Annotated in this window: 23 protein-coding genes; 10 read left to right on the top strand and 13 right to left on the bottom strand. The window is 32.0% G+C overall.

The features are described from left to right. Window positions 1–249: 249 nt before the first annotated feature. The 6 genes from AADI82_RS04610 to AADI82_RS04635 all read right to left on the bottom strand — a co-directional run bounded on the left by AADI82_RS04610 (window position 250) and on the right by AADI82_RS04635 (window position 6,909). Entirely contained in the window at window positions 250–822 is a 573-nt protein-coding gene (locus tag AADI82_RS04610) for a DUF4411 family protein (RefSeq protein WP_300248503.1), read from the bottom strand. After that, a complete protein-coding gene (locus AADI82_RS04615) occupies window positions 819–1,928 on the bottom strand; it encodes an ImmA/IrrE family metallo-endopeptidase (RefSeq protein ID WP_341215285.1) in 1,110 nt (369 codons plus the stop codon). The genes AADI82_RS04610 and AADI82_RS04615 overlap by 4 nt, the downstream gene beginning before the upstream one ends. Window positions 1,929–2,674: 746 nt before the next feature. Continuing rightward, complete coding sequence (locus AADI82_RS04620; protein WP_341215286.1) at window positions 2,675–4,573, bottom strand: amidophosphoribosyltransferase; 1,899 nt, start codon at window positions 4,571–4,573, stop codon at window positions 2,675–2,677. Window positions 4,574–4,670: 97 nt separating this feature from the next. Continuing rightward, entirely contained in the window at window positions 4,671–5,597 is a 927-nt protein-coding gene (locus tag AADI82_RS04625; RefSeq protein WP_341215287.1) for a PfkB family carbohydrate kinase, read from the bottom strand. A 55-nt stretch (window positions 5,598–5,652) separates the two neighbouring features. After that, window positions 5,653–6,294: a ribonuclease H family protein gene (locus tag AADI82_RS04630; RefSeq protein WP_341215288.1), complete on the bottom strand. Its 642-nt coding sequence runs from the start codon at window positions 6,292–6,294 to the stop codon at window positions 5,653–5,655. Window positions 6,295–6,336: 42 nt separating this feature from the next. Next, window positions 6,337–6,909, bottom strand: coding sequence for a phosphoribosylglycinamide formyltransferase (locus AADI82_RS04635; RefSeq protein ID WP_341215289.1), 573 nt, complete (start codon window positions 6,907–6,909; stop codon window positions 6,337–6,339). A gap of 183 nt (window positions 6,910–7,092) precedes the next feature. Here AADI82_RS04635 and AADI82_RS04640 point away from each other — a divergent pair, with 183 nt between their 5' ends. From AADI82_RS04640 to AADI82_RS04665, 6 genes are all read left to right on the top strand, one after another. Further along, on the top strand, window positions 7,093–7,326 hold the full coding sequence (locus AADI82_RS04640; RefSeq protein WP_007647141.1) for an acyl carrier protein: 234 nt from the start codon (window positions 7,093–7,095) through the stop codon (window positions 7,324–7,326). A 12-nt stretch (window positions 7,327–7,338) separates the two neighbouring features. After that, complete coding sequence (fabF, locus tag AADI82_RS04645; RefSeq protein ID WP_341215290.1) at window positions 7,339–8,589, top strand: beta-ketoacyl-ACP synthase II; 1,251 nt, start codon at window positions 7,339–7,341, stop codon at window positions 8,587–8,589. Window positions 8,590–8,687: 98 nt separating this feature from the next. Beyond that, complete coding sequence (gene rnc, locus AADI82_RS04650; protein ID WP_341215291.1) at window positions 8,688–9,428, top strand: ribonuclease III; 741 nt, start codon at window positions 8,688–8,690, stop codon at window positions 9,426–9,428. A gap of 118 nt (window positions 9,429–9,546) precedes the next feature. After that, a complete protein-coding gene (locus AADI82_RS04655; protein ID WP_341215292.1) occupies window positions 9,547–10,035 on the top strand; it encodes an IPExxxVDY family protein in 489 nt (162 codons plus the stop codon). Next, complete coding sequence (pyk, locus tag AADI82_RS04660) at window positions 10,035–11,477, top strand: pyruvate kinase (RefSeq protein WP_341215293.1); 1,443 nt, start codon at window positions 10,035–10,037, stop codon at window positions 11,475–11,477. The genes AADI82_RS04655 and pyk overlap by 1 nt, the downstream gene beginning before the upstream one ends. A gap of 344 nt (window positions 11,478–11,821) precedes the next feature. After that, window positions 11,822–12,115 (top strand): hypothetical protein, encoded by a 294-nt coding sequence (locus AADI82_RS04665; protein WP_341215294.1) that lies wholly within the window; start codon window positions 11,822–11,824, stop codon window positions 12,113–12,115. Window position 12,116: 1 nt separating this feature from the next. Here AADI82_RS04665 and dinB read toward each other — a convergent pair whose 3' ends face one another. Beyond that, window positions 12,117–13,214: a DNA polymerase IV gene (gene dinB, locus AADI82_RS04670; RefSeq protein WP_341215295.1), complete on the bottom strand. Its 1,098-nt coding sequence runs from the start codon at window positions 13,212–13,214 to the stop codon at window positions 12,117–12,119. A gap of 62 nt (window positions 13,215–13,276) precedes the next feature. Between dinB and AADI82_RS04675 the strand changes: the two genes are divergently transcribed. From AADI82_RS04675 to AADI82_RS04685, 3 genes are read left to right on the top strand one after another with little or no spacing between them, the layout of a single operon-like run. Beyond that, window positions 13,277–13,750, top strand: a complete 474-nt coding sequence (locus AADI82_RS04675) for a CYTH domain-containing protein (protein WP_341215296.1) — start codon at window positions 13,277–13,279, stop codon at window positions 13,748–13,750. Further along, the gene (locus AADI82_RS04680) at window positions 13,747–14,295 is read left to right on the top strand and encodes a YciI family protein (RefSeq protein ID WP_341215297.1); all 549 of its coding nucleotides are present in this window, start codon (window positions 13,747–13,749) and stop codon (window positions 14,293–14,295) included. The genes AADI82_RS04675 and AADI82_RS04680 overlap by 4 nt, the downstream gene beginning before the upstream one ends. Further along, a complete protein-coding gene (locus tag AADI82_RS04685; protein WP_341215298.1) occupies window positions 14,295–15,170 on the top strand; it encodes an endonuclease/exonuclease/phosphatase family protein in 876 nt (291 codons plus the stop codon). Before AADI82_RS04680 ends, AADI82_RS04685 begins: the two co-directional genes overlap by 1 nt. A 15-nt stretch (window positions 15,171–15,185) precedes the next feature. Here the strand turns inward: AADI82_RS04685 and AADI82_RS04690 are convergent, their stop codons facing one another. The 5 genes from AADI82_RS04690 to AADI82_RS04710 all read right to left on the bottom strand — a co-directional run bounded on the left by AADI82_RS04690 (window position 15,186) and on the right by AADI82_RS04710 (window position 19,952). Further along, window positions 15,186–15,641, bottom strand: a complete 456-nt coding sequence (locus AADI82_RS04690; RefSeq protein WP_341215299.1) for a hypothetical protein — start codon at window positions 15,639–15,641, stop codon at window positions 15,186–15,188. Between the two features lie 100 nt (window positions 15,642–15,741). After that, entirely contained in the window at window positions 15,742–18,093 is a 2,352-nt protein-coding gene (gene pbpC, locus AADI82_RS04695) for a penicillin-binding protein 1C (protein ID WP_341215300.1), read from the bottom strand. Between the two features lie 186 nt (window positions 18,094–18,279). After that, window positions 18,280–18,639: a DUF559 domain-containing protein gene (locus AADI82_RS04700; RefSeq protein ID WP_341215301.1), complete on the bottom strand. Its 360-nt coding sequence runs from the start codon at window positions 18,637–18,639 to the stop codon at window positions 18,280–18,282. Window positions 18,640–18,888: 249 nt separating this feature from the next. Continuing rightward, window positions 18,889–19,233, bottom strand: coding sequence for an antibiotic biosynthesis monooxygenase (locus AADI82_RS04705; protein ID WP_341215302.1), 345 nt, complete (start codon window positions 19,231–19,233; stop codon window positions 18,889–18,891). After that, window positions 19,230–19,952 carry a DUF2071 domain-containing protein gene (locus AADI82_RS04710; protein ID WP_341215303.1) on the bottom strand — a complete coding sequence of 241 codons (723 nt, stop codon included), beginning with the start codon at window positions 19,950–19,952 and terminating at the stop codon, window positions 19,230–19,232. Before AADI82_RS04710 ends, AADI82_RS04705 begins: the two co-directional genes overlap by 4 nt. A 107-nt stretch (window positions 19,953–20,059) precedes the next feature. On the opposite strand from AADI82_RS04710, the gene AADI82_RS04715 reads away from it, so the two are divergent. Beyond that, window positions 20,060–21,916, top strand: a complete 1,857-nt coding sequence (locus AADI82_RS04715; protein ID WP_341215304.1) for a T9SS type B sorting domain-containing protein — start codon at window positions 20,060–20,062, stop codon at window positions 21,914–21,916. 17 nt (window positions 21,917–21,933) lie between these two features. On the opposite strand, the gene AADI82_RS04720 is transcribed toward AADI82_RS04715, so the two are convergent. Further along, a complete protein-coding gene (locus AADI82_RS04720) occupies window positions 21,934–22,491 on the bottom strand; it encodes a nuclear transport factor 2 family protein (RefSeq protein ID WP_341215305.1) in 558 nt (185 codons plus the stop codon). Window positions 22,492–22,759 lie beyond the last annotated feature (268 nt).

A 22,759-nucleotide genomic window follows, 5' to 3' on the forward strand; every position in this document is an offset into this window, starting at 1 on the left:
GGCGTTACCACAACCCTTCGACTGCGCTCAGGGCAAGTGGTCGGGCTTTCCAATACAATCTTTTTAAAATGCCATTGCGAGGAGCGAGTGACGTGGCAATTTGTAAATATTTAGTATAAAGCATAATGTGTTGCTTATTCTTTTTTAAAAAGGATTTCCATTTCAATCCCTAACGCGCTTACTCGCGTGGATTACTCAGAAGTTAAAAGTATTTATTTGTTATATCCGCATGTTAGCCACTGGCTTTTCTTATTCAAACGAGAAATTTATATCAGTATATAATTCCAATAGTTCAGGTAACGTCTTTACCTCAATGTCTAATATCTTACTAATAGCTGGTAATTTTTTGAAAGCCTTTAAGTCATTACTTCCTTCTGTTTCTTCTGTAACAAGAATGATTTTTTCAAATGAATTTTTGCTGATTTGAGTTAGCAAATAAATAATCATTCTTGCGTCTGCTGAATCTAAAAATTCTTTTTTTCGCTGTTCAAATTGAGCACTATTTAATTTTTTAGCATTAGTCGTTATAAAATTGTTATCAACAAGATTGTAGAATTTTTTAGGTGAAGGTGGAATTAAATTCTCCGTTTTAACTGGAATTTTATGAGCCTTTAAAAAGTCCTTGTCAATTAAAAAATCCAATTTTTTCACAACCAATTTTCCAGAAACCATTTTGCATTCGTTTAATACTTCATCAATCACTATTATGTTGTGATTTTGTATTTCTTTCTTGATGAAATTAAAAAGCTTATTATTTTGGTCAAATGGCAAGTAGTAACGAACCAAGGACAACAAAGAACTTGTATCAATTACTACTATCATTGAATAAATTTATCTAATTTTTCAGGCTTTATATTCAGTTTCTTACAAACATCGTATTCGTTTATAATTCCTTCGTAAAATGCTGCTTGAATTGTTGATATAAATAAAGGCGAAGAAATTGGTTGTGCAACTGAACCTCTTATTTTAATACCTTTTTCTTTTTGTAATTCCTTTTCTCTGTCTTTTTCTTCTTGAAATTTTTTGAATTGTTCTTCAAAGTCATTCCTTACTTTGTTATAGTTAGATTGACTAATTTGATTTTTAAATAATAACCTTGTAAATAAGGCGATTTGACTCAAATGAGTGTTTTCAGAAACTGTTTTTATTAAATCAAAATGGTAATCATTTGAAGCTTTGGCAAGTTCAATATTTTTAAGCATTTCTCCATATTCTCCCACTAAAAAATAATAAGCAAAATCATTACACCATCTTTCAATAGATGACAAATGTTTGTCAGCAATTACATTATAATCGAGTAATTCAATTTCTTCTTTGTTGAGTAAAAAATGACCTAGTTCGTGAGCTAACGTGAATATTTCTCTTCTAAAGGATTGATGTCTTTTTAATACAATAACATTTGGTTTAAGAAAAAAGCCATCAATATTCGCTTTCTCTTTTCTATTGTGAGTTTCTACAAACTCAAAAACTAAAATGTTACTTTCTGCAAACTTTGAAATTAGTGCTTTAAGAAAATCTCTACGTTTAGATGTGAAACTTGGATAAAGAATTTTTCTAAACTCGTTAGCTACTTTTTCTGGATTGTCTTTTATGCTGAATTTTGGGATTTTTCTTTTTGTGTCTAATTCTGCTAATTTAGCAATAGCAGAAATAGATATTTTCAGTTCCTCAAATTGGCTAACTATTTTTTTAGCTCTGAAATTTAAGTCAGTTCCAAAATTTTCTTTTCTAAAAAAGACACTCGCTTCTTTTGAATTTTCAGGTGCTTTTGGGTCTAAATAATAATGAATTCCCTTTTCAAAAAGTTTATCGATTCTTTTTAAGTGACCAATTTCTATTCTTTCGGAAAAAATATCTTTTTCAGAGATAGGTCGTTTTAATCCATCGCTGATTTTCGATAAAAATTCAGATACTGAAAGCTTGTACATTTTCAGCAAGTGCTTTAATCGAGATATGTTATGTTCTACTTTCAAGAATATTTTTTATTTCAGAGGTCAAAGGTACAAATTTAGTTCTTGGTTCAGCTTGTGGCTAACTCGTTATATCGTAACATTTATTACTCATATCCCGTAAATATATTAGGATATAATAAGTTTTTTATTACTGCTATCCTGTAAATATAATTTTTTTTATGGCATTATATAAAAGACTTTTATATAAGGATGAGACAGAATACAAAAAATTATTAAAAACAGATTCCTGCTGAAGTTTATCTTAAGTCTTTCGTCTTCGCTCAAGATAAACTAAAGTCGAAAGGTGAGAATTAATATAAAATGAAAAAGGTGAACGAGTGTTCACCTTTTTGCCCCAAATCTACCATGAACTTAACCTACTTATGTTATGGTGGTTCAAATATATAATGCTAAAACAGCTTAATAAAATATTTTAGTTAAACGACTTATATATTAGCTTAAAAGGGATAGTGCCAGATATTTAAGATGAAAGGAAGTGTTAGAAATAAATTGAGATGCGTTAATAAAAGGCATAAAAAAAGGCGAACAGATGTTCACCTTTTTTTGCCCCAAATCTACCATGAACTTAACCTACTTATGTTATGGTGAGACCAATTTATACGTATTTAACATAAATCGATTATTTTTTAGACAAACAGCATAATTTTCGGATTAAATGTTTTTTTACTAAAAAATGTATGTTAAAATTATATTTTCTTCACTTAGTAAGCACGCTCATTATTGCCTTCGTAAAAATTAATAAAGGCTCTATTTACAACTCTGTTTCCTCCAACTGTAGGATAGTTTCCTGTAAAATACCAATCGCCTAAATGTTCAGGACAAGCTTTGTGTAAATTTTCTACAGGTTGAAAAATAATTTTTACTTCTGCTTTTATACTTTCATCACTTAACAATTCAGAAGCTTTATCAGATATTTCTTCATCAGTAAAAGGATCATAAATTTCTTTAACAAAATTCTTTACATTTTTGTCATCTAATTTAGTTTGGCTCAAACATTTATTATAAACCTCGTCTACTATATGATACATATTTCTATCTTTTAACAAGGCTAATGCAGCTCTAAAAGCTATGAGCGTTTCAAGATTTGCCATATCTATACCATAGCAATCTGGATAACGTATTTGTGGTGCCGAAGAAACTACTACAATCTTTTTAGGATGCAATCTATCTAGCATTTTAAGAATACTCATTTTTAAAGTTGTACCACGTACTATACTATCGTCTATAATAACTAAATTATCGGTTGGTTTTATAACCCCATAAGTTACATCGTAAACGTGTGCTACTAAATCGTCTCGACTACTATCTTCGGTTATAAACGTACGCAACTTAACGTCTTTAATGGCTATTTTTTCTATGCGCGGTCTTTCTTCTAAAATCTCGGTAACCTTTTTTGCAGACATTTTTCCTCCTCCACTTAAAATGGCCTCTGTTTTCTTTTCGTTTAAATAATCTTCAACAGTTTCAATCATTCCAAAAAAGGACGTTTCAGCGGTATTAGGGATGTATGAAAACACGGTGTTTTTCGTGTCGTCTTCAATAGCTTCAAGAACTTTAGGCATTAATAATTTGCCTAGCATTTTACGTTCTTGATATATTTCGGCATCACTTCCTCGAGAAAAATAAATACGCTCAAACGAACATGATTTTCTTTCTAAGGGTTCTAATATTTTTTTAATAGATACTTGCCCAGATTTTTTAGTAATTATGGCATGACCAGGATCTAGCTCTTTAACGTCATCAAAATCTACATTAAAAACGGTTTGAATTACTGGACGCTCTGAAGCTACAACAACAACTTCATCATCTTTATAATAATAAGTCGGTCTAATACCTGCTGGATCTCTTAAAACAAAGGCATCTCCATGCCCAATAAGTCCTGCCATAGCATAACCACCATCCCAATTTTTGGCAGCTCGTCGCAGTATTTTGCTTACTTTAAGTCGTTCTGCAATTAGTGGTGAGGCTTCTCTTTTATTATACCCTTCTTTTTTTAACTCTTTATAAATTTTGCTAACAGCATCATCTAAAAAATGACCAATTTTCTCCATAATAGTAATGGTATCGGTATATTCTTTTGGGTGCTGCCCTAATTCTATTAAATTACTAAAAAGCTCTTTAACATTAGTCATGTTAAAGTTTCCTGCCATTATTAAATTTCTGTGCATCCAATTGTTTTGTCTTAAAAACGGATGTACACTTTCTACGCTATTCTTTCCAAAAGTTCCATAACGTACATGACCTAATAACACTTCGCCTATATATGGAATGTTCTTTTTTTGTGCAGCAACATCATTTGCGTATTCTGGATGTTCTGTAAATTCTTTATTAACACGGTCGTTTATTTGAGCAAAAATATCTTGTATAGGTTGTTGCGCTATAGATCGTACACGGCTAATATAGCGTTCACCTGGTTTGGTGTCTAGTTTAATGCTTGCAAATCCAGCGCCATCTTGCCCACGATTGTGCTGTTTTTCCATCATTAAATACATTTTATTAACACCATAAAATGCGCTACCATATTTTTCTTTATAATATTCTAGTGGTTTTAAAAGCCTTATCATGGCTATTCCACATTCGTGTTTTAGTGCATCACTCATAAGTATATAAAGGTTTTCACTTTAGTTGAAATAAAAAAAATTTATTTTGAAGTTTTATATTCAATTAAAAACGCGCTATGTTTTAGAGCGCGTTGGGTTATGTTAATTTTATATCAAATTGTGTTAGTTGTTTAAACTGTAGCAAGCGTTTATGTATTTCTTCACTTGTTAGGTTTATCATGCGCTCTGTTCCAAACTTTTCAACACAAAACGATGCTAATGTAGAACCATATATAATGGCATTTTTCATGTTCTCGAATGATGTGTCTCCTGTTTTTGCAATGTAACCAGCAAACCCTCCTGCAAAGGTGTCGCCTGCGCCTGTTGGGTCAAAAACTTCTTCAAGCGGTAAGGCAGGAGCATAAAATACGTGGTCGTTATGAAACAACAAAGCACCGTGTTCTCCTTTTTTAATTACGACATATTTTGGTCCCATTTTATGGATTTTTCTAGCCGCAACAACCAATGAATATTCTCCAGTTAATTGTCTAGCTTCCTCGTCATTTATAGTAATAACATCAACACGTTTTATAATGTTATGTAAATCGTTTAAAGCAGAATCCATCCAAAAATTCATAGTATCTAAAATGACTAACTTAGGTTTAGTCGTCATTTGGTCTAAAACACTAGATTGGACGATAGGATGCAAATTACCTAACATAACTACTTCTGCATCACGATAATTTTCAGGGACAACAGGATTAAAATTTGCTAGCGTGTTTAATTCTGTAACGAGAGTGTCTCTAGAATTCATGTCGTTATGGTAGCGTCCGCTCCAAAAAAACGTTTTACCATCTTTAACAATTTCTACTCCAGAGAGATCGATATTTTTGCTTGATAATAAATCTAAATAATCTTGAGGAAAATCGCCACCAACAACAGAGACTGCAGTAGCGTTAATATTAAAATGTGATGCTGCAAGACCAATAAAAGTAGCGGCTCCACCAAGTATTTTATCGGTTTTTCCGAAGGGTGTTTCAATAGCATCAAAAGCCATTGTACCAACTATTACTAATTTACCCATAAAAGGAGTTATAATTTTTTGCAAATATACGTCTTTTAAGTGCTAAAAAACGAATTTATTTTCTCCCAAAATCCGCAGGAATTTCTCCCCAAGCTTTCGTTTCCCATTTTACGATAACGGTTTTGTAGGTGTTATTTTTTAACCAATCAATTGCACGATCAACCAAATCGTAAACAGGCTTATTCTTTTCGTTACGCTCTAATTTTGAATTACACATTTTTTTACGAACCCAACTCATAGCGGTTTTAGAGTCTGTATAAATAATACGATCGCTATTGTGTTTTTTTAAAAAACTTAACCCGTGCACTAATGCTAGAAACTCTCCTATATTATTTGTGCCTTCTTCAAAAGGACCTTGAATAAAAAGTTGTTTTTTTGTTTTAGTATCTACACCTCTATATTCCATTATTCCTGGATTTCCGCTAGAGGCTGCATCAACTGAAATGGAATTATAATTAGGTTGCCCTATTTTTTTGAGTTGCACTTCAGAAAGTTCACTTTTAAATTTTGAAGTTTTACCAATATAATCTTTATAGTTGCTTTTTAGAGCTTTTTTTGCTGCATCAAAAGTCAAGAACGATTTGTATACTGCACCTTGGTAATCTTTAATTTGCGCTTTGCAGTCGTCCCATGATTCAAAAACGCCTGTTTTGTGTCCTTTCCAAACGGTATAATATTTTTTTTTCTTCTTTGACATTTTTGTCATTTTCGCAAACGCGGGAATCTTATTATTTAAGTTCTAAATCTTATTGAGAAGTAATCGTTCAACCACTCTTGGAAAATGTTCCATTTCCAATTCATGAATTTTAGCTGCAACAGCCTCGGCAGAATCATTTGAATTCACATCACACTTTGCCTGAAAAATAATGGCACCTTCATCATAATGTTCATTTACATAGTGAATAGTAATACCTGTTTCTTTTTCATTATTTTTTACAACAGCTTCATGTACATGCATGCCATACATCCCTTTTCCACCATATTTTGGTAATAAGGCAGGATGCACATTAATGACTTTATTGGGGAAAGCATTTAAAATATTATCAGGGAATTTCCATAAAAAACCAGCTAACACAATTAAATCTGGATTAGAAGCTTTTAAAATATTTAGAATGTCATCAGTTTTTGTAAAGGCTACTCTGTTAAATGATAACGCACTAACTTTTAGTTTTTTACAGCGGTCTAAAACTTTGGCATGAGGATTGTTAGTGAGTACTTGAATAACAGAAGCATTATCTCTGTTGTGAAAAAACTTAATTAGATTTTCAGCATTAGTACCACTTCCGGACGCAAAAATTACAATACGTTTCATTTACAGACATTATGTTAAAATTATTCACACAAAAAAAAGAATAATTATTAACAATTAGAAGGCAAAACTGAAATACTTAAAAGTAATTTTAGTAAATTACCAACACATTTTTAAACTAAAAGGTTGTTTTAAAATAAAGTTTTTTATTTTTGCCACTTAATTAAAACTTAAAATTAAAAAATTATGTCAGACATTGCATCAAGAGTAAAAGCGATTATCGTAGACAAATTAGGGGTTGATGAGAACGAAGTTGTAACAGAAGCAAGCTTCACAAACGATTTAGGAGCAGACTCATTAGACACTGTAGAACTAATTATGGAATTCGAAAAAGAATTCGATATCCAAATTCCAGACGATCAAGCTGAAAATATTGCAACAGTAGGTCAAGCTATATCTTATATTGAAGCTGCAAAATAAGCACTAAAATTTATGGAAATAAAGCGAGTTGTAGTCACAGGATTAGGAGCTTTAACACCAATTGGCAATACCAAAGATGAATATTGGGATGGTTTAATTAGTGGTAAAAGTGGTGCTGCGCCTATAACATATTATGATACCGAAAAGTTTAAAACTAAGTTCGCTTGCGAATTAAAAAACTTTAATGCTACTGATTTTCTTGATAGAAAAGAAGCTCGTAAAATGGATAAGTTTGCGCAATACGCTATGGTAGCAGCAGACGAAGCTATTGAAGATGCTAAACTAAACCTTGAGGAAGTTGATAAGTTGCGAGTAGGTGTTATATGGGGAGCAGGTATTGGTGGTTTAGAAACCTTTCAGCAAGAAGTATTAAACTTTGCTGAGGGCGATGGTACACCAAGATTTAACCCATTCTTTATTCCTAAAATGATTGCAGATATTGCACCTGCAAACATCTCTATAAAACATGGTTTTATGGGGCCAAATTACACCACAGTTTCTGCATGTGCATCTTCAGCAAACGCTATGTTTGATGCTCTAAACTCAATACGTTTAGGGTATTGCGATGTAGTTGTAACAGGAGGAAGTGAAGCAGCAGTAACCATTGCTGGTATGGGTGGCTTTAATGCCATGCATGCCTTGTCTACTAGAAACGAAAGTCCAGAAACGGCTTCGAGACCTTTTGATGGAACCCGAGATGGTTTTGTTTTAGGTGAAGGAGCAGGTGCTTTAATTTTAGAAGAGTATGAGCATGCCAAAGCAAGAGGAGCAAAAATTTATGCCGAAGTAGCAGGAGGCGGATTGTCTTCTGATGCTTATCATATGACAGCACCACATCCAGAAGGTATTGGTGTTGTTGAGGTAATGAAAAACTGTTTAAGAGACGCAGGACTTAAACCAGAAGATGTAGACCATATTAATACACATGGAACATCTACACCTTTAGGAGATGTAGCCGAACTTAAGGCCATATCAAAAGTGTTTGGTAGTCATGCAAAAAGTATAAATATTAATTCAACTAAATCGATGACTGGGCACTTGTTAGGTGCAGCAGGAGCTATTGAAGCTATATCGGTTATATTGGCAATGGAGCACGGTATTGTGCCACCAACAATTAACCATACAACTGTAGATGAAAATATTGATTCTGAATTAAATTTAACTCTAAACAAGGCTCAAAAACGCGATGTTAAAGTAGCTATGAGTAATACGTTTGGATTTGGCGGACATAACGCTTGCGTAGTATTCAAAAAAATAGATTAAATCCCGAATGAAATAAACCATAACGATAAATTAATTTTTACAGTAAAATGAAACATGGTTTATTACATCTGACATTAATTTAAGATATTTATTATCAGATGAAAAACATTCGTAACATATTAAATTCCCGTTTTAAAAGCAACGGGAATTTTTTTATGCAATTAACTAAAATTCTTGGGTTTAAACCTAAGAAGCTAAAGTTTTATAGTACGGCATTTACACATCGTTCTATGAACATAAAAGACAGTAAAGGCAATGCTATAAATTATGAACGTTTAGAGTTTTTAGGCGATGCTATGTTAAGTTCGGTTATTGCGTCGCATTTATACCTCGAAGTGCCTAGTGGAGATGAAGGCTATCTCACAAAAATGCGATCTAAAATTGTAAGTAGAGAACATTTAAACGAACTAGGTAGAGATCTAAATTTAATAGATTTAGTTGAAAGCAAAATTCCATCAGGGCAATTTGGAGATAATATTCACGGTAATTTATTCGAAGCTTTGGTAGGTGCCATTTTTTTAGACAAAGGTTACAAATACTGTGAAAAATTTATATTTAAACGCGTTATAATTCCTTATGTAGATATTGAAACACTCGAAGGTAAGGTTATTAGCTATAAAAGCTTGTTAATTGAATGGTGCCAAAAAGAAAAGAAAACATTTAGATACAATGTATATGAAGATACAGGAAACGATGATGTTAGACATTTTTCGGTAAAGCTTTCAATAGACGAAAAAGTGATAGCAAAAGCACGAGCAACTTCAAAGAAAAAAGCCGAAGAAAAAGCATCAAAACGCGCTTTTTTTGCATTTCAGAATAGGATGTCAAGAATGATTTAAAAACTCTTTTATTAAAAAATCAACTACAACGTTTTAGTTTGTTTTATTGTTAAGATTAAGGCAAACATACTACAAATAATTGCTAAAATACTATATTTACAACCTTTAACAATAAGTTATGGCTGTTCACAAACTTGTTTTAGATGATGTTTTTGAAGAAGCGTTGTATACCTTAATTGCAATTCATTGCACTATTGAAGACTATAGGTTAGCTTATCTTTTAAACAAACATTTGGGTATAAACCTTGTAAGGAAATCATTAGATTTAGATTATAACAAAGATAAATCAACCTACTCTATTTTCGAATGGGAAGATGGTAAGCAATTAACAACATGGAGTTTAGTATCTAATATCTGTAAAACGCACGAAGCACCACAACAGGTCAATCAACAATCATTATTTAACACTCAAGAGCAAATAACTAAAACATTTAATTTAATACCAGAATATAAAGGTGTAAACTATTTTTTAAAAATAGATAACGACAACAGCTTTAGTAAAGAAGTCTATATTTTAAATAACATTTTAAATATTCCTCAAGTTGTAACCGCCTTTAGTGTTGATGTTAATCAACTAAAATCAAAAGATAATTTAATTTTTAACTAATGCCAATAAGAAAAAAAACCAAAATAGTAGCCACATTAGGTCCTGCAACAAGCACTAAAGATGTTTTAAAAGGCATGCTTGAAGAAGGCGTAGATGTATTTAGAATTAACTTTTCTCATGCCGATTATAAAGATGTGGAAGACCGTATTAAAATGATACGTGAACTAAATAAAGAGTTTGGTTACACCGCTGCAATTTTAGGAGACTTACAAGGTCCAAAACTTCGTGTAGGGGTTATGAAAGAAGAAGTTGTTGTACACGAAGGCGACGAAATAATATTTGCAACTGGTAAACGATTTGAAGGCACAAAAGAACGTGTTTACATGACATACGATAGGTTTCCGCAAGATGCAAAACCTGGAGAACGTATTCTTTTAGATGACGGAAAATTAATTTTCGAAGTCGTTTCAACCGATAAAAAAACCGAAGTAAAAGCCCGTGTTATTCAAGGCGGACCATTAAAATCTAAAAAAGGAGTTAACCTTCCTAATACCAATATTTCTCAGCCAGCTTTAACAGAAAAAGATATTGAAGATGCTATTTTTGCCATAAGTCAAGATGTAGATTGGATAGCTTTATCATTTGTAAGGCATGCTGAAGATTTAATGCAGTTACGCGATTTAATTAGCAACCATAGCAACCATAAAATTCCTATAATTGCTAAAATTGAAAAACCAGAAGCGGTAGAAAATATCGATAAAATTGTTGCACATTGCGATGGTTTAATGGTAGCTCGTGGCGATTTAGGTGTTGAGGTTCCTGCTGAAGAGGTTCCGCTAATTCAAAAACAATTAGTATTACGTGCTAAAAAAGCAAGAATACCAGTAATTATTGCAACACAAATGATGGAAACCATGATTTCTAGTTTAACACCTACTAGAGCAGAAGTAAACGATGTTGCAAACTCTGTTATGGATGGAGCAGATGCCGTAATGCTTTCTGGCGAAACCTCAGTTGGTAATTATCCTATACAGGTTATTAAACAAATGGCAAACATTTTAAAAAGTGTCGAAAATTCAGATTTAATACAAGTACCTCAATTACCACCGCACATTCGTACCAACCGTTACATTACAAAATCTATATGTTATCATGCGGCAAATATGGCAAACGAAATTAATGCCAAAGCCATTTCAACCTTAACAAATAGTGGTTATACAGCGTTTCAAATTTCGGCTTGGAGACCATCATCACACATTTTAGTTTTTACATCAAACAAACGCATCCTTACACGTCTTAGCTTACTTTGGGGTGTTAAAGCCTTTTATTACGATAAATTTGTAAGTACTGATGAAACGATTGAAGATGTAAATGCCATTGCCTGCAAAAAAGGCTATTTAGATGTTGGCGATATGCTTATAAGTCTTGCTGCAATGCCAATACAAGAAAAAGGCATGGTGAATACCTTACGGGTTACTGAAATTACAAGCTGTAGTTTTTAAAATAGTAGTATTTAAAAAAATATTTGGGTGCTACCCTTTTTGTGAAAAAATAAAAAGGGTAACGCTTTTATTCATACTTCCATTTTAAATTATTGAATTCATAAACACGGATATTTCATTATACCTTTTTTCAAGTCTCAAAAGAGAGAGTAGTTACAGTGCCTAACGTGAATAAAATCATCTTTGATTTGTAAGAATTTAATTTTGTATTTTGATATAAACACATCATATAATGAAAAAACTTTTTTTAGTACTTATTAGTTTTTTCTTTTTACTTTTCATGTTCAAAAGATGATTCTATTTTTATTGACAATGAGATTGTTGGTAAATGGCAAGTTGTAGAAATGGTAGATGATATTATTGATCCAGAAAATGAATACGATGTATTAGGGCTTTGGACACCTATTGAAAATGGGCGATTTGTCGAATTAAAATCTAATGGGCAGTTTACTAATATATATGGTTGTAGTTCTGGAAATTTTCGAGTAGAAAACTCTAAATTCTTTTTTTCATGTAAATATGAAAATAATGATTCAGTTTCTGAAATTCAAGGCAGTTATGATATTGATAATGAAGGAGTTTTAACTTTGTCTGTGGGTTTTGTTTCAGAAAGATTGAAAAGAGTAATTATAAACTAATCTAAAACTCAAACTTTAATTGCACACTCACACTTTTCTGTTCGGGTTTTTTCTTAGTTTCAGTATTTAAATTAGATAAAGAAATACCCAATAATCTTACAGAATTACTCATTTTTTCTTGATACAATAAATCTTTAGCAGTTTCTAAGATTATGCTAGTATCACTTACAAAATAAGGCAATGTTTTACTTCGTGTTTGCAAAGTAAAATCGCTGTATTTTATTTTTAAAGTCACCGTTTTTCCAGCGACACTACTTTTTTTTAAACGCCTAGAAACCTCATCGGCAATGTGTTTTAATTTTTCGAGCATAAAAATTTCAGACGATAAGTTTTCGCTAAACGTACGTTCGGCAGCAAGACTTTTTCTAATTCTATTTGGTTTTACCTCACTATTTTGAATCCCACGAACTATGTAATAATAATACCTACCAGATTTTCCGAAATTAGCATCTAAATACTCCAACGTTTTTTGCTTTAAATCCAATCCTGTAAAAATACCTTTTTGGTACATTTTTTCGGCAGTTACTTTACCAACACCATAAAATTTTCGAATATCTAGTTGCTCTAAAAAGCTTAAAACCTCTTCAGGATTTACGGTTTTTTGTCCGTTAGGTTTATTGTAATCGCTCGCTACTTTTGCAATAAATTTATTAATAGAAATTCCTGCCGATGCTGTTAAGCCAACTTCGTTAAAAATACGTTCTCTAATTTCCTTGGCAATTAACGATGCACTTGGGTTTCCTTTTTTATTTTCAGTAACATCTAAATAAGCCTCATCAAGAGAAAGCGGTTCAACCAAATCTGTGTAATCATAAAAAATAGCTCTAATTTTTTTAGAAATTTCAGAATAACGTTCAAAACGTGGTCTTGCAAAAATTAAATCAGGGCACAATTTTGCTGCTAAATTTCCAGCCATGGCACTTTTTACTCCAAATTTTCTGGCTTCGTAACTTGCTGCACTAACCACACCACGCTTGCCACCACCACCAACAGCAAGTGGTTTGCCCTTTAAATCAGGGTTATCCATTTGCTCAACAGAGGCGTAAAAGGCATCCATATCTACATGGATAATTTTTCTAATTGGTAAATCCATAGACATAACGTAAATTTAGGCAATTAAAGCCTTTTAATTATATTTACTAAAATGCTTATTGAAAATTAATGATAGAAATAGAACGCAAGTTTTTAGTAACCTCAAGCAATTTTAAAAACCAAGCTTTTAAAAGTACACGAATTATTCAAGGCTTTTTAAATCGAGATCCAGAGCGCACTGTTAGGGTAAGATTAAAAGATGACGCAGGTGTTTTGACTGTTAAAGGAAAATCGTCAATTAATGGATTATCGCGTTTTGAATGGGAAAAAGAAATCTCTAAAGAGGATACAAAATCGCTTTTTAGACTATGTGAAAAAGGGATTATTGATAAAATGCGCTATGAGGTAAAAGTTGAAAATCATATTTTTGAAATTGATGAATTTTTTGGAGATAATGAAGGACTAATTATGGCTGAAGTTGAATTGCAAAATGAAAACGAAACCTTTAAAAACCCCGAATGGTTAGGTAAAGAAGTTACTGGAGATATAAAATATTACAACTCACAATTAAGTAAACAACCCTATAATACGTGGCAATTATGAAAAAAATATTTTTAGCATGCATGATTTTATTAGTTTTTATAGCATGTAAAGAAGAAGCAAAAACATCAGTTAAAGAAGTAAAAGAAACTATAACCGAAACGGTAGTTGAACCTGTAGATTCTATAGTTGAAGTCGAAATAAAAGAACCTGTTAAAAAATCTGCTAGACAGCTAAAAGAAGAACTTACAGCAAAAGGCTTTAAAACCTTTGATTATGTTGATAAAAAAACAAACGACACTATTTTAATGCAACAGTATTTTATGGCTTTTTTAAAACGCGGGCCAATTCGAGGACAGAATGAAGAAGAAACAGCAGACCTACAGAAAGAACATTTAGCTCATTTAGCAAAAATGTACGAGCTAGGTTATGCCGATATTTCTGGGCCATTTGGAGATGATGGCGATATACGTGGTATTACCATTTATAACGTTCCAACACAAAAAATGGCAGATAGTTTAGCGAATTCTGATCCTATGGTAAAAGCAGGTAGACTAGAAATTGAAATGCATCCTTGGTGGGCAGCAAAAGGATTTCCGTTACGCTAATGCTAAAAGTATTTCGAGCTCTATATCTATTTTTAAACACAGCAATTATTATAGCGTTGTTAGCTATTCACTTTGTGTATAAAGAAAATAGTTATCAAAGTTCGCTACTTTATTATACGTTTCCGTTACCAATTATTATTTTAGTAGTTTTATTTTTAACTGTTTTTTTAAAAAGAAAAGTTAGAAAATTCAACTTATTAATAGCAGTATTATTGTTATTTATATGGTTAGGTAGAAGCTTTAAAATTAATCTTTCTGAAGATATTAAAGAAACCGATTTAGAAGTTGTTTTTTGGAATGCTTCTAGAGAAAATAATTTACAAGGGGCCTTTAATAAAAATGGTAGTATACCAGATGTTTTAGTTTTAGTTGAAACTGGGAAATATGTAATTGAGGAGATTCAACAAAAATACCCTAATTATTATTTTTATGCAGCTGATAGAGAATTGTTTCTTTTCTCGAAAACTCCTTTAGAAATTAGAAGTGAAAGCACTTCAAAATACAATACAACAGTTATAGATTTTAAAACAGCAGGAATTAATTTTTATGCAGTTGATGTTACTGGAAGTCCAGATGTTCCAAGAGAATGGGAGTTAGGATTTGTAAATGAAAATATTAAAATAAAAACAAAAACCATTTTATTAGGCGACTTCAATGTGCCATACGAATCAAAATATTTTGCACAAATTAAAACCAATTTTAATCATGCTTTTAACAAAAAAGGAAATGGTTTTAGAGAAACTTGGTTTTGGAATTTGCCGTTGCTTTCCCTCGATCATATTTGGGTCTCAAAAGATTTAAAAATTCTTAAAACTGAAAAAATAGGAACGTTTAAATCTGATCATTGTATGATTAAAACTTATGTAAGAAAGTAAAATGATTTTGGAGCTTTATCTAATCACTGAAATTATATAATTGCCATTAAAATCTTCTATAGTTTGAAGAACATCATTATAAGTTGCAGAATTTAATGAGAAAAATGTCCAACCACAAATTTGAGATTCAGCTTTTAAATTAAGAATCAAAGTGTCGGTTATTTCACTAGACAACTGAATTTCAAAAGTATTGTTGCCAGCTTCTCCAATTAAACTTAAGGCAATTAAGTTTTCTATGCCTTCAACATCATTAAAGACAACATTGGTAATTGTATTACCGTTAAATAATACTTTTATATCATCTGCAACAAAAGTATTATTTTCAATCAGGTTATTTCCATTACCATCAACCAATTCAATAAAAAGATTTCTATTAGCTGGATCAAATAGGTCACAATCAATACCATTATCATCATCAGTTTTACACGCAGTAAAACACAAAACACAAAATAGTAAAGTAATTAATTTCATTGCTTTTTTCTTTAAAGATGCATTTTTTATTGTATGGTTGCGTTTATTAAGGTGAAAAAATATTTATGCTTCCTACAATGTTTTAAAACCTGTATTTAAACTATTTCAAAATCTCAATCCATCGTTTAGCTTCATTTCCAAATTCATCAACCACAGTAATTGTGTGTTTACCCTGTTTTGGCTTTATAGCAAATTCATGAATATCTTTTGTACTCCCTAAAAATGTGTTATTCAAATACCAAAATAAAGTAGACTCTGGTTTTGAATGTGCTATTTTTAAAATGAGGTCGTTGGTATTACCATCAAAATCTTTCGGTAAAAAAATGCTGTTACTTTCTTTAGGATAAATAAATTCCATAGTAATGGCGTTTACACCTAAACAATCGTCTCTAAATTTTGGTAACGGCTTATAAAAAGGGTTTTTAGTTTTATAGTAATAAGCCATTAAAGGTGGTAAAACAAACCATGATTTATGTGTAATATTGCTGACATCTTCACATGAAGAATTGACTTGAAACGTTTCAGCTTTATCCAAATGAATTAAAACATGATACGGACAAGGTTTTGTTTTTAATCCACTTATTTGAATAAATTGATTTTCTGTATCAGCACAATTTTGAGAAGCTCTGTGTCCGCTTTCTATGCAAATTTCAACTTCCTGCATTTCATCAAAAGGTTTTGCAAACCAATCGCTATTTGGTAGCACATCAAACACATCAAATAAAATAGGCGCAGCAGTTTCTACGCCTACCAAACCTGGGCGACCTTCGCCATCGGCATTGCCTACCCAAACGCCAACTACATAATCTTTAGTAGTACCGATAGCCCAAGCATCACGAAACCCGAAACTAGTACCAGTTTTCCAAGCTATTTGTTTCGAGCTATCAAAAAACTCCCAACTTTCATCGCTTTCGGGTCTGTTAACTTCTTTTAAACTGTTATAAGTTAAATAAATTGAAGCTGCATCAAATAAGGTTTTGTCGGTTGTTTTTTTTCCAAAATTTATGTTTTCAGAAGCTAAAAAAGTGGGTTCGCAAAATTCATTTGAAAAATATTCGCTAGAAGTTTCAGAAAAATGATTTAAGGTTGAAGACAAAGCTGCATAGCTTTTGCATAAATCCCATAAGTTGCTTTCTGCGCCGCCAAGAATTAAAGACAAACCATAATGATTGGCATTGTATTTTAAATCTTTTAGGTTTAATGCTTTTAAATAATGATGGAACCTATCTAAACCAAAGGTTTGCAGCATTCTAACCGATGGTACGTTTAAAGACCGCGATAATGCTCGACTAGCAGGCACAACACCATCATAAGTTTTATTATAATTTTCTGGATTATAGCTTCCAAATTGGGTTGGAACATCGGCAACCAAAGTATTTGGTAAAATGTCGCCCGCATCCAACATAGCAGCGTATAAAAAGGGTTTTAAAATGCTTCCTGTGCTTCTGGATTTATCAATAATGTCAACATCTTTTTGATGTGTTTTATCTGTTGGTGTATTGCCTACATAAGCTAAAACCTGTCTAGTTTTTACATCTAAAACTAAAACAGCGGCGTTGTAAATTTCATTCTGACTTAGTTTATTGTAATGATTTTTAACAATACTATTTGCCTGTTTTTGAAGCTGTATATTTATTGTGGTTTTGATGCGCTTTCCGTAATGATATTTTGTTGTTTTTTGTAATAAATGTGGTGCTGTTTGTGGTAATGGATATGGTTTTTGTGGTAAACCTTCAACAATTGATAAATTATAAGTAAGTGAATCGATAACGGTTTTTTCTAATAATTTTTTAAGTAATCGATTTCTTTTTGTTAGTAAGCGTTCTTGGTTTTTTCCTGGATAGATTAAACTTGGTGCGTTTGGTAAAACGGCAAGTGTTGCACTTTCTGCCCAAGATAAATCATTAGCGCCTCTATTAAAATAACGCCACGATGCAGCATCCAAACCTACAACATTACCACCAAAAGGGGCATGACTTGTATAATAGGATAGAATTTGATTTTTGCTTTCGCGGAATTCCAATCGAGTTGCTAAAATAATTTCTTTAAATTTTTCAAAATAGGTGCGTTTCGTGCCTTTTCTAGATAAGCGAATAACTTGTTGTGTAATGGTGCTTCCACCTCTTGTTACTTTGCCAGATTTTATATTATCTCGTAATGCTTTAAAGATAGAAATTGGGTTAAACCCAGGATGTTTATAAAAATATTCATCTTCAAACTGAATAATACAAGTTTTAAATTTTTCAGGAATACTATCACTTTCTGGAAATCGCCATTGACCATCTTTAGCAATTTGCGCACCTAATAACTCGTTATTAGAACTTGTAATAACTGTTGAGGTAGGATCTTTAAAAAGTTGATTTGGCAAACAGAAATAATAAACAATTAAAAGCACAGCAATTATTGCTGATTTAATTTTGTTACGTTTTATGTAGTTAATTATTTGTTTCATTTATTTACCCTTCCGTCTTTGATTTCTTTTTGCGAAACCAAATCCACCTTCCCTAATTTAGGGAAGGATTTTTTGTTTATAGTTTCAATTTTAAATTTAGTTCAATTATGGTGTTACTTAACTCTCCTCCTTTTTAAGGAGGAGTGGCATCAGTTCCCCAAAAAGGAACTGATGACGAGGTGGTTATTAATTTTTAAAATGACAACTAATTTCCTCTAATACATTTGTAATATTCTCAAAAATTAGTTTGTTTTCAAATCGAAGAACTTTAAAACCTAAGTTTTCTAAATTTTGTGTTCTTTCATAATCATAATTTTGTTGTGCAAAATCTAAATGAATAGCTCCATCTAGCTCAATAATTAACTTTTCCGATGCGCAATAAAAATCTACGATATAATTTTGAATACTATGTTGTCTTCTAAACTTTTTTCCAGCAAGTTGTTTTCTTTGAAGATGTTTCCATAATATAGCCTCAGCGGGAGTTAAATTTTTCCGAAGCTCTTTTCTTCGTTCTTCTAAATATTTGCGATTGTGGATGTTTTTCATTTATTTACCCTTCCGTCTTTGATTTCTTTTTGTGAAATAAAATCCACCTTCCCTCAAAAAGGAAAGGAGTTAATTTTTAGTTTCTATTTAATTTTTATTACGCTTTTATATTTAGTTCTAATTTGCACTCTCTCCTTTTTTTAAGGAGGAGTGGCAGCAGTTTCCCAAAAAGGAACTAAAGATGAGGTGGTTAATTTTTCTCAATTCTTTTGTTTGTCACTTAAAAATATATACTCTAAGTGGTTGTGTTTAGATGTGTTTTAAGATAATTTTATGACGTTTTTTTGAATTAAATTCATACTCGCGTTCAACTTTACATATTCTTACGTTGTACCAACTGTACCAATCTTGTCGTCCTTTTTGCTGTGCTTGTAAATGCTCACTTTGTTGTTTCCAGTTTTTTATAGCCTCTAAAGTTTCCCAATAGCTAACTGTAATTCCAATAGTGTTTCGTGCACTTTCCATTCCTAAAAAACCGTTTTGTTGTTTTGCTAGAATTTCCATTTTTTCTGACATTTCCGAATAGCCATCAATATCTTCATTTTGCGTTGAAGTGAAAATAACAGCATAATAGGGTTTGAAATCTTTTTTCATAATTTACGTTTTATTTTATCCCAAGTTAAAACTTGAACGCCTTTTGAGTAGTGTACTTTATCAGGTTTATTATTAATTAAATGATTAAATCTAGGATAGTTAATTTCAAGATTTTCAATATGAATATTTTGAATTGGCCACTCTATATGATGCACATCGTACTCAATAATATGCTTTTTATAATCTTGAAAAACAGCATAGCGTTCGGTTAGCCATAAATCAGTTTTATCTTTTTTAACAGGAAAATTATTGAGATTATACTTAATGCGAAATGAATCACTAAACTCAGTATTGTTGGAGCTATAGTTAGTTTCATTTCTTTTCATTTTTGAATACCGATACGGAAATTTAGACAATACTTTTAACACCTTGCAAGACGACCGTTTGCTGCCTTCCATACTCAAAAAGTAAACACTTGGTTTTTTATTACAAACCACATAAACTCGAATGTTTATTTCGTAAAAATCTGAAATATGAGGAATTTTAGGCAAGCTTTTCACACCAATATTATTCATATTAAAAGCCACTAAACTTACCCAAGTTTTACCGTTTATAATATCTAATTCTATGTTTTTTGGAAGTAAGGGTTCTATTAATGCTTCATCAACTTCCCAATGTAAAAAAACAGCTTTATTCCATTCTTGGTAAAATTTCCATGGGCGTTTGGGGTATTCAAACGGACGATGCAAAGTCTGATTAAGTATTTCTGATGCTTTCATAATTTAAACCCCTTATTTTTTACTAATATAGCTCGCTTTATTGTTATTTTTAACATCTGAATAATTAAAAATTAAGACCTATTAATAAAAAAGGACAAATACTAATTTTGATTTTTTTAAATCTAACAGTTTTAAAATTACAAGCTCAATTAGGGTTTTGTAGCGGAAACTCTGGTGATCCTATTTTTACCGAAACCTTTGGTACGGGAACAACAAGTTCACCATTACCATCAGGAACAACAACTTATACTTTTTCTGGAGGATCGCCTAGTGATGGATTTTATACCGTATCAAGTAATTCAAATTGGTTTGGATGGTTTGATATTGATGATCACACTGGAGGAGATGCTAACGGAAAAATGTTGATTGTAAATGCTGATTATACAGCTGGAGAATTTTACAGAACAACAATAAGTGGATTATGCGAAAACACAACTTACGAATTTTCGTCATGGATGATTAACTTATTGCCTAACACATCTTCATGCCCAAATGGAGGTATTCCTATAAATGTAAGATTTGAAATTTGGGATAATACCGACACCAACCCATTAGCAAGTGGCAATACAGGTAGTATAAATGGAACTTCAAGCCCTAATTGGGTGCAATACGCCTTAGTATTTCAAACGGAGCCTGGGCAAACATCTGTTATTTTAAAAATGTTAAACAATGGTGTTGGTGGTTGTGGTAACGATTTAGCTATTGATGATATTGTTTTTAAAACATGTGGTGATACCGTAACTATTGAAGATGCCTCAAATAGCACAAATGCATATATATGCGAAGACCAATTTCCTTTTTCAACACAGTTAACAGCTATCCCAGATTTTGCTATTTTTTCATCTCATTTTTATCAATGGCAAGAAAGTGTAGATGGTATTAATTGGGTAGATATTGTTGGAGAGAACAACCAAAACTATACCACACCAGCTTTAAACAACACTACTTTTTACAGAGTTTTAGTGGCTGAAGATGTTGTGAATTTAGCAAACTCGTCATGCAACTCATCGTCCGAGATTTTTGAAATTAGAGCTATTACATTACCAAATGCCCCAGCAAGTAATGGCGATTTAATGGTTTGTCAAAATGATAATACACCGCTTAGGGTTAACGTACCAACTGATGTTAATGTAAATTGGTACGATGCTGCCGTTGGTGGAAACTTGCTTCAAACGAATAGCACCATATATAATCCAAATGGCGTTGCAGGAATATATTATGCCGAAGCAGAAACTAGACTTGGCGGCTGTTTATCTACTTCAAGAACTGCCCTAGAAGCTACTTATTTCGAAATACCAATTGTAACAGACGAAACCTTAGAATTTTGCGAAAACACCACCATAACCTTATCTGCTAATCCAACAAATCCAGGTATTGTAACATCTTACTTGTGGAGTAATGGCGCAATAACTGAACAAATTGATGTATCAAACCCAGGTGCTTATACGGTTAGGGTTAATAGCGGTACTTGCTCGGTTACCAAAACTATTCAACTTAATCAAATTGATAATCCAGTAATTGAAAATGTGACTTCAGATGGGAATGAAATTGTTATCAATGCCACATCAAACACTGGCAATTTGTTGTACTCATTAAACGGAAACATTTTTCAACCCAACAATACGTTTTTTAATGTAGACGGTGGCTTATATACGGTTTATGTAAAAGACCGCGATTGCTCACATATTACAACCCAAACCTATTTGCATTTTTATATTCCAAAGTATTTTACACCTAATAACGATGGCGAAAATGATGCATTCGATTTAAAAGGGATTGAGTATTACTCAAGCTCTTTTGTGTCTATTTTTAACAGATACGGAAAGCTTTTAAAGAGTTCTAGAAATAGACCGTTTTCATGGAACGGAACCTTTAATAATGAGTTATTACCAACCGATGACTATTGGTATATTGTTGTTATTGATGGGCAAAGGTTTACAGGGCACGTTACTTTAAAACACTAAATTATTTTGGGCGTTACCTATCGGGTCGGGCTTATTTGCATAGTGTTTTTTAAAGTGTCTTGTTTTTCAGACAGTTCTTTAATCAAAGTCATTAATCCTCCTTCAAATCCAGAAACTTGTTTTATGAAAGGTAAATGAGCACCAACAGACCTTCCTTTATAGATTTTATTGTCTTTAACCCAAAAGATAAAGGTTTCATTAAAATCAGTTTTAACAGCTTTAGTCGTTGAGCTAGCCATTTTAGGTAAATCCGATTCCATTCGAATCAAGAAAATAACTTTTTCTTTATCAGCGACTACTTCTACGATTTCAAGCTTTAAATTCGGCAAAAGAGTTTCAATCCTTTGAACAGCTGATTTTAGTTCATCACGACTATTAAACTTTCTTCCTTCGGTTGATGTATGTTCATAGTCCTCAACGAATAATTCATCGATTAAGTTTATATTATTTTGATTATAAACTTCATCAAAATAACGAGAAGTCAATTCAATATTGGACTCTCTTATAGCTTCATCAGTTGGTTCTTTCTGGCAGGAAGTTAATAATATCAGAAGTATTAGTGGAAATATTTTCATTTTACTATAGTTGTTGGTTTAATTGCTGCTAATGCATAGATAGGGTTCCGTTTGCAATGAACTTTATCGGTTGTTAAACGAATTTAGTCAATTTTTCTGACAAAGTCAAACCCTAAAAGCCACTATTTCTCAACCACAACCCATTTACCTTTTGTTCTAACCAAATACTCGTTATCGTACATCGCTTCAGCTTGAATACCTGGTAAATAATAGGTACCCAAATACGATGCATTTAACATGACGTTAAACGTTTTAGTGCTTTGTTTTC

Origin of the sequence: uncultured Wocania sp. (genome assembly GCF_964021735.1) — a bacterium.
Taxonomy (GTDB): Bacteria; Bacteroidota; Bacteroidia; order Flavobacteriales; family Flavobacteriaceae; genus Wocania_A.

Bases quoted from the DNA above. Each gene is read 5' to 3' on its own strand.
- AADI82_RS04665 (WP_341215294.1), top strand. From the start codon at position 11,822: ATGGTAGATGATATTATTGATCCAGAAAATGAATACGATGTATTAGGG.
- AADI82_RS04635 (WP_341215289.1), bottom strand. From the start codon at position 6,909: ATGAAACGTATTGTAATTTTTGCGTCCGGAAGTGGTACTAATGCTGAA.
- AADI82_RS04620 (WP_341215286.1), bottom strand. From the start codon at position 4,573: ATGAGTGATGCACTAAAACACGAATGTGGAATAGCCATGATAAGGCTT.
- AADI82_RS04610 (WP_300248503.1), bottom strand. From the start codon at position 822: ATGATAGTAGTAATTGATACAAGTTCTTTGTTGTCCTTGGTTCGTTAC.
- pyk (WP_341215293.1), top strand. From the start codon at position 10,035: ATGCCAATAAGAAAAAAAACCAAAATAGTAGCCACATTAGGTCCTGCA.
- AADI82_RS04690 (WP_341215299.1), bottom strand. From the start codon at position 15,641: ATGAAATTAATTACTTTACTATTTTGTGTTTTGTGTTTTACTGCGTGT.
- AADI82_RS04685 (WP_341215298.1), top strand. From the start codon at position 14,295: ATGCTAAAAGTATTTCGAGCTCTATATCTATTTTTAAACACAGCAATT.
- AADI82_RS04700 (WP_341215301.1), bottom strand. From the start codon at position 18,639: ATGAAAAACATCCACAATCGCAAATATTTAGAAGAACGAAGAAAAGAG.
- AADI82_RS04655 (WP_341215292.1), top strand. From the start codon at position 9,547: ATGGCTGTTCACAAACTTGTTTTAGATGATGTTTTTGAAGAAGCGTTG.
- AADI82_RS04705 (WP_341215302.1), bottom strand. From the start codon at position 19,233: ATGAAAAAAGATTTCAAACCCTATTATGCTGTTATTTTCACTTCAACG.
- AADI82_RS04710 (WP_341215303.1), bottom strand. From the start codon at position 19,952: ATGAAAGCATCAGAAATACTTAATCAGACTTTGCATCGTCCGTTTGAA.
- rnc (WP_341215291.1), top strand. From the start codon at position 8,688: ATGAAAAACATTCGTAACATATTAAATTCCCGTTTTAAAAGCAACGGG.
- AADI82_RS04625 (WP_341215287.1), bottom strand. From the start codon at position 5,597: ATGGGTAAATTAGTAATAGTTGGTACAATGGCTTTTGATGCTATTGAA.
- AADI82_RS04675 (WP_341215296.1), top strand. From the start codon at position 13,277: ATGATAGAAATAGAACGCAAGTTTTTAGTAACCTCAAGCAATTTTAAA.
- AADI82_RS04720 (WP_341215305.1), bottom strand. From the start codon at position 22,491: ATGAAAATATTTCCACTAATACTTCTGATATTATTAACTTCCTGCCAG.
- AADI82_RS04630 (WP_341215288.1), bottom strand. From the start codon at position 6,294: ATGTCAAAGAAGAAAAAAAAATATTATACCGTTTGGAAAGGACACAAA.
- AADI82_RS04640 (WP_007647141.1), top strand. From the start codon at position 7,093: ATGTCAGACATTGCATCAAGAGTAAAAGCGATTATCGTAGACAAATTA.
- fabF (WP_341215290.1), top strand. From the start codon at position 7,339: ATGGAAATAAAGCGAGTTGTAGTCACAGGATTAGGAGCTTTAACACCA.
- AADI82_RS04680 (WP_341215297.1), top strand. From the start codon at position 13,747: ATGAAAAAAATATTTTTAGCATGCATGATTTTATTAGTTTTTATAGCA.
- dinB (WP_341215295.1), bottom strand. From the start codon at position 13,214: ATGTCTATGGATTTACCAATTAGAAAAATTATCCATGTAGATATGGAT.
- pbpC (WP_341215300.1), bottom strand. From the start codon at position 18,093: ATGAAACAAATAATTAACTACATAAAACGTAACAAAATTAAATCAGCA.
- AADI82_RS04615 (WP_341215285.1), bottom strand. From the start codon at position 1,928: ATGTACAAGCTTTCAGTATCTGAATTTTTATCGAAAATCAGCGATGGA.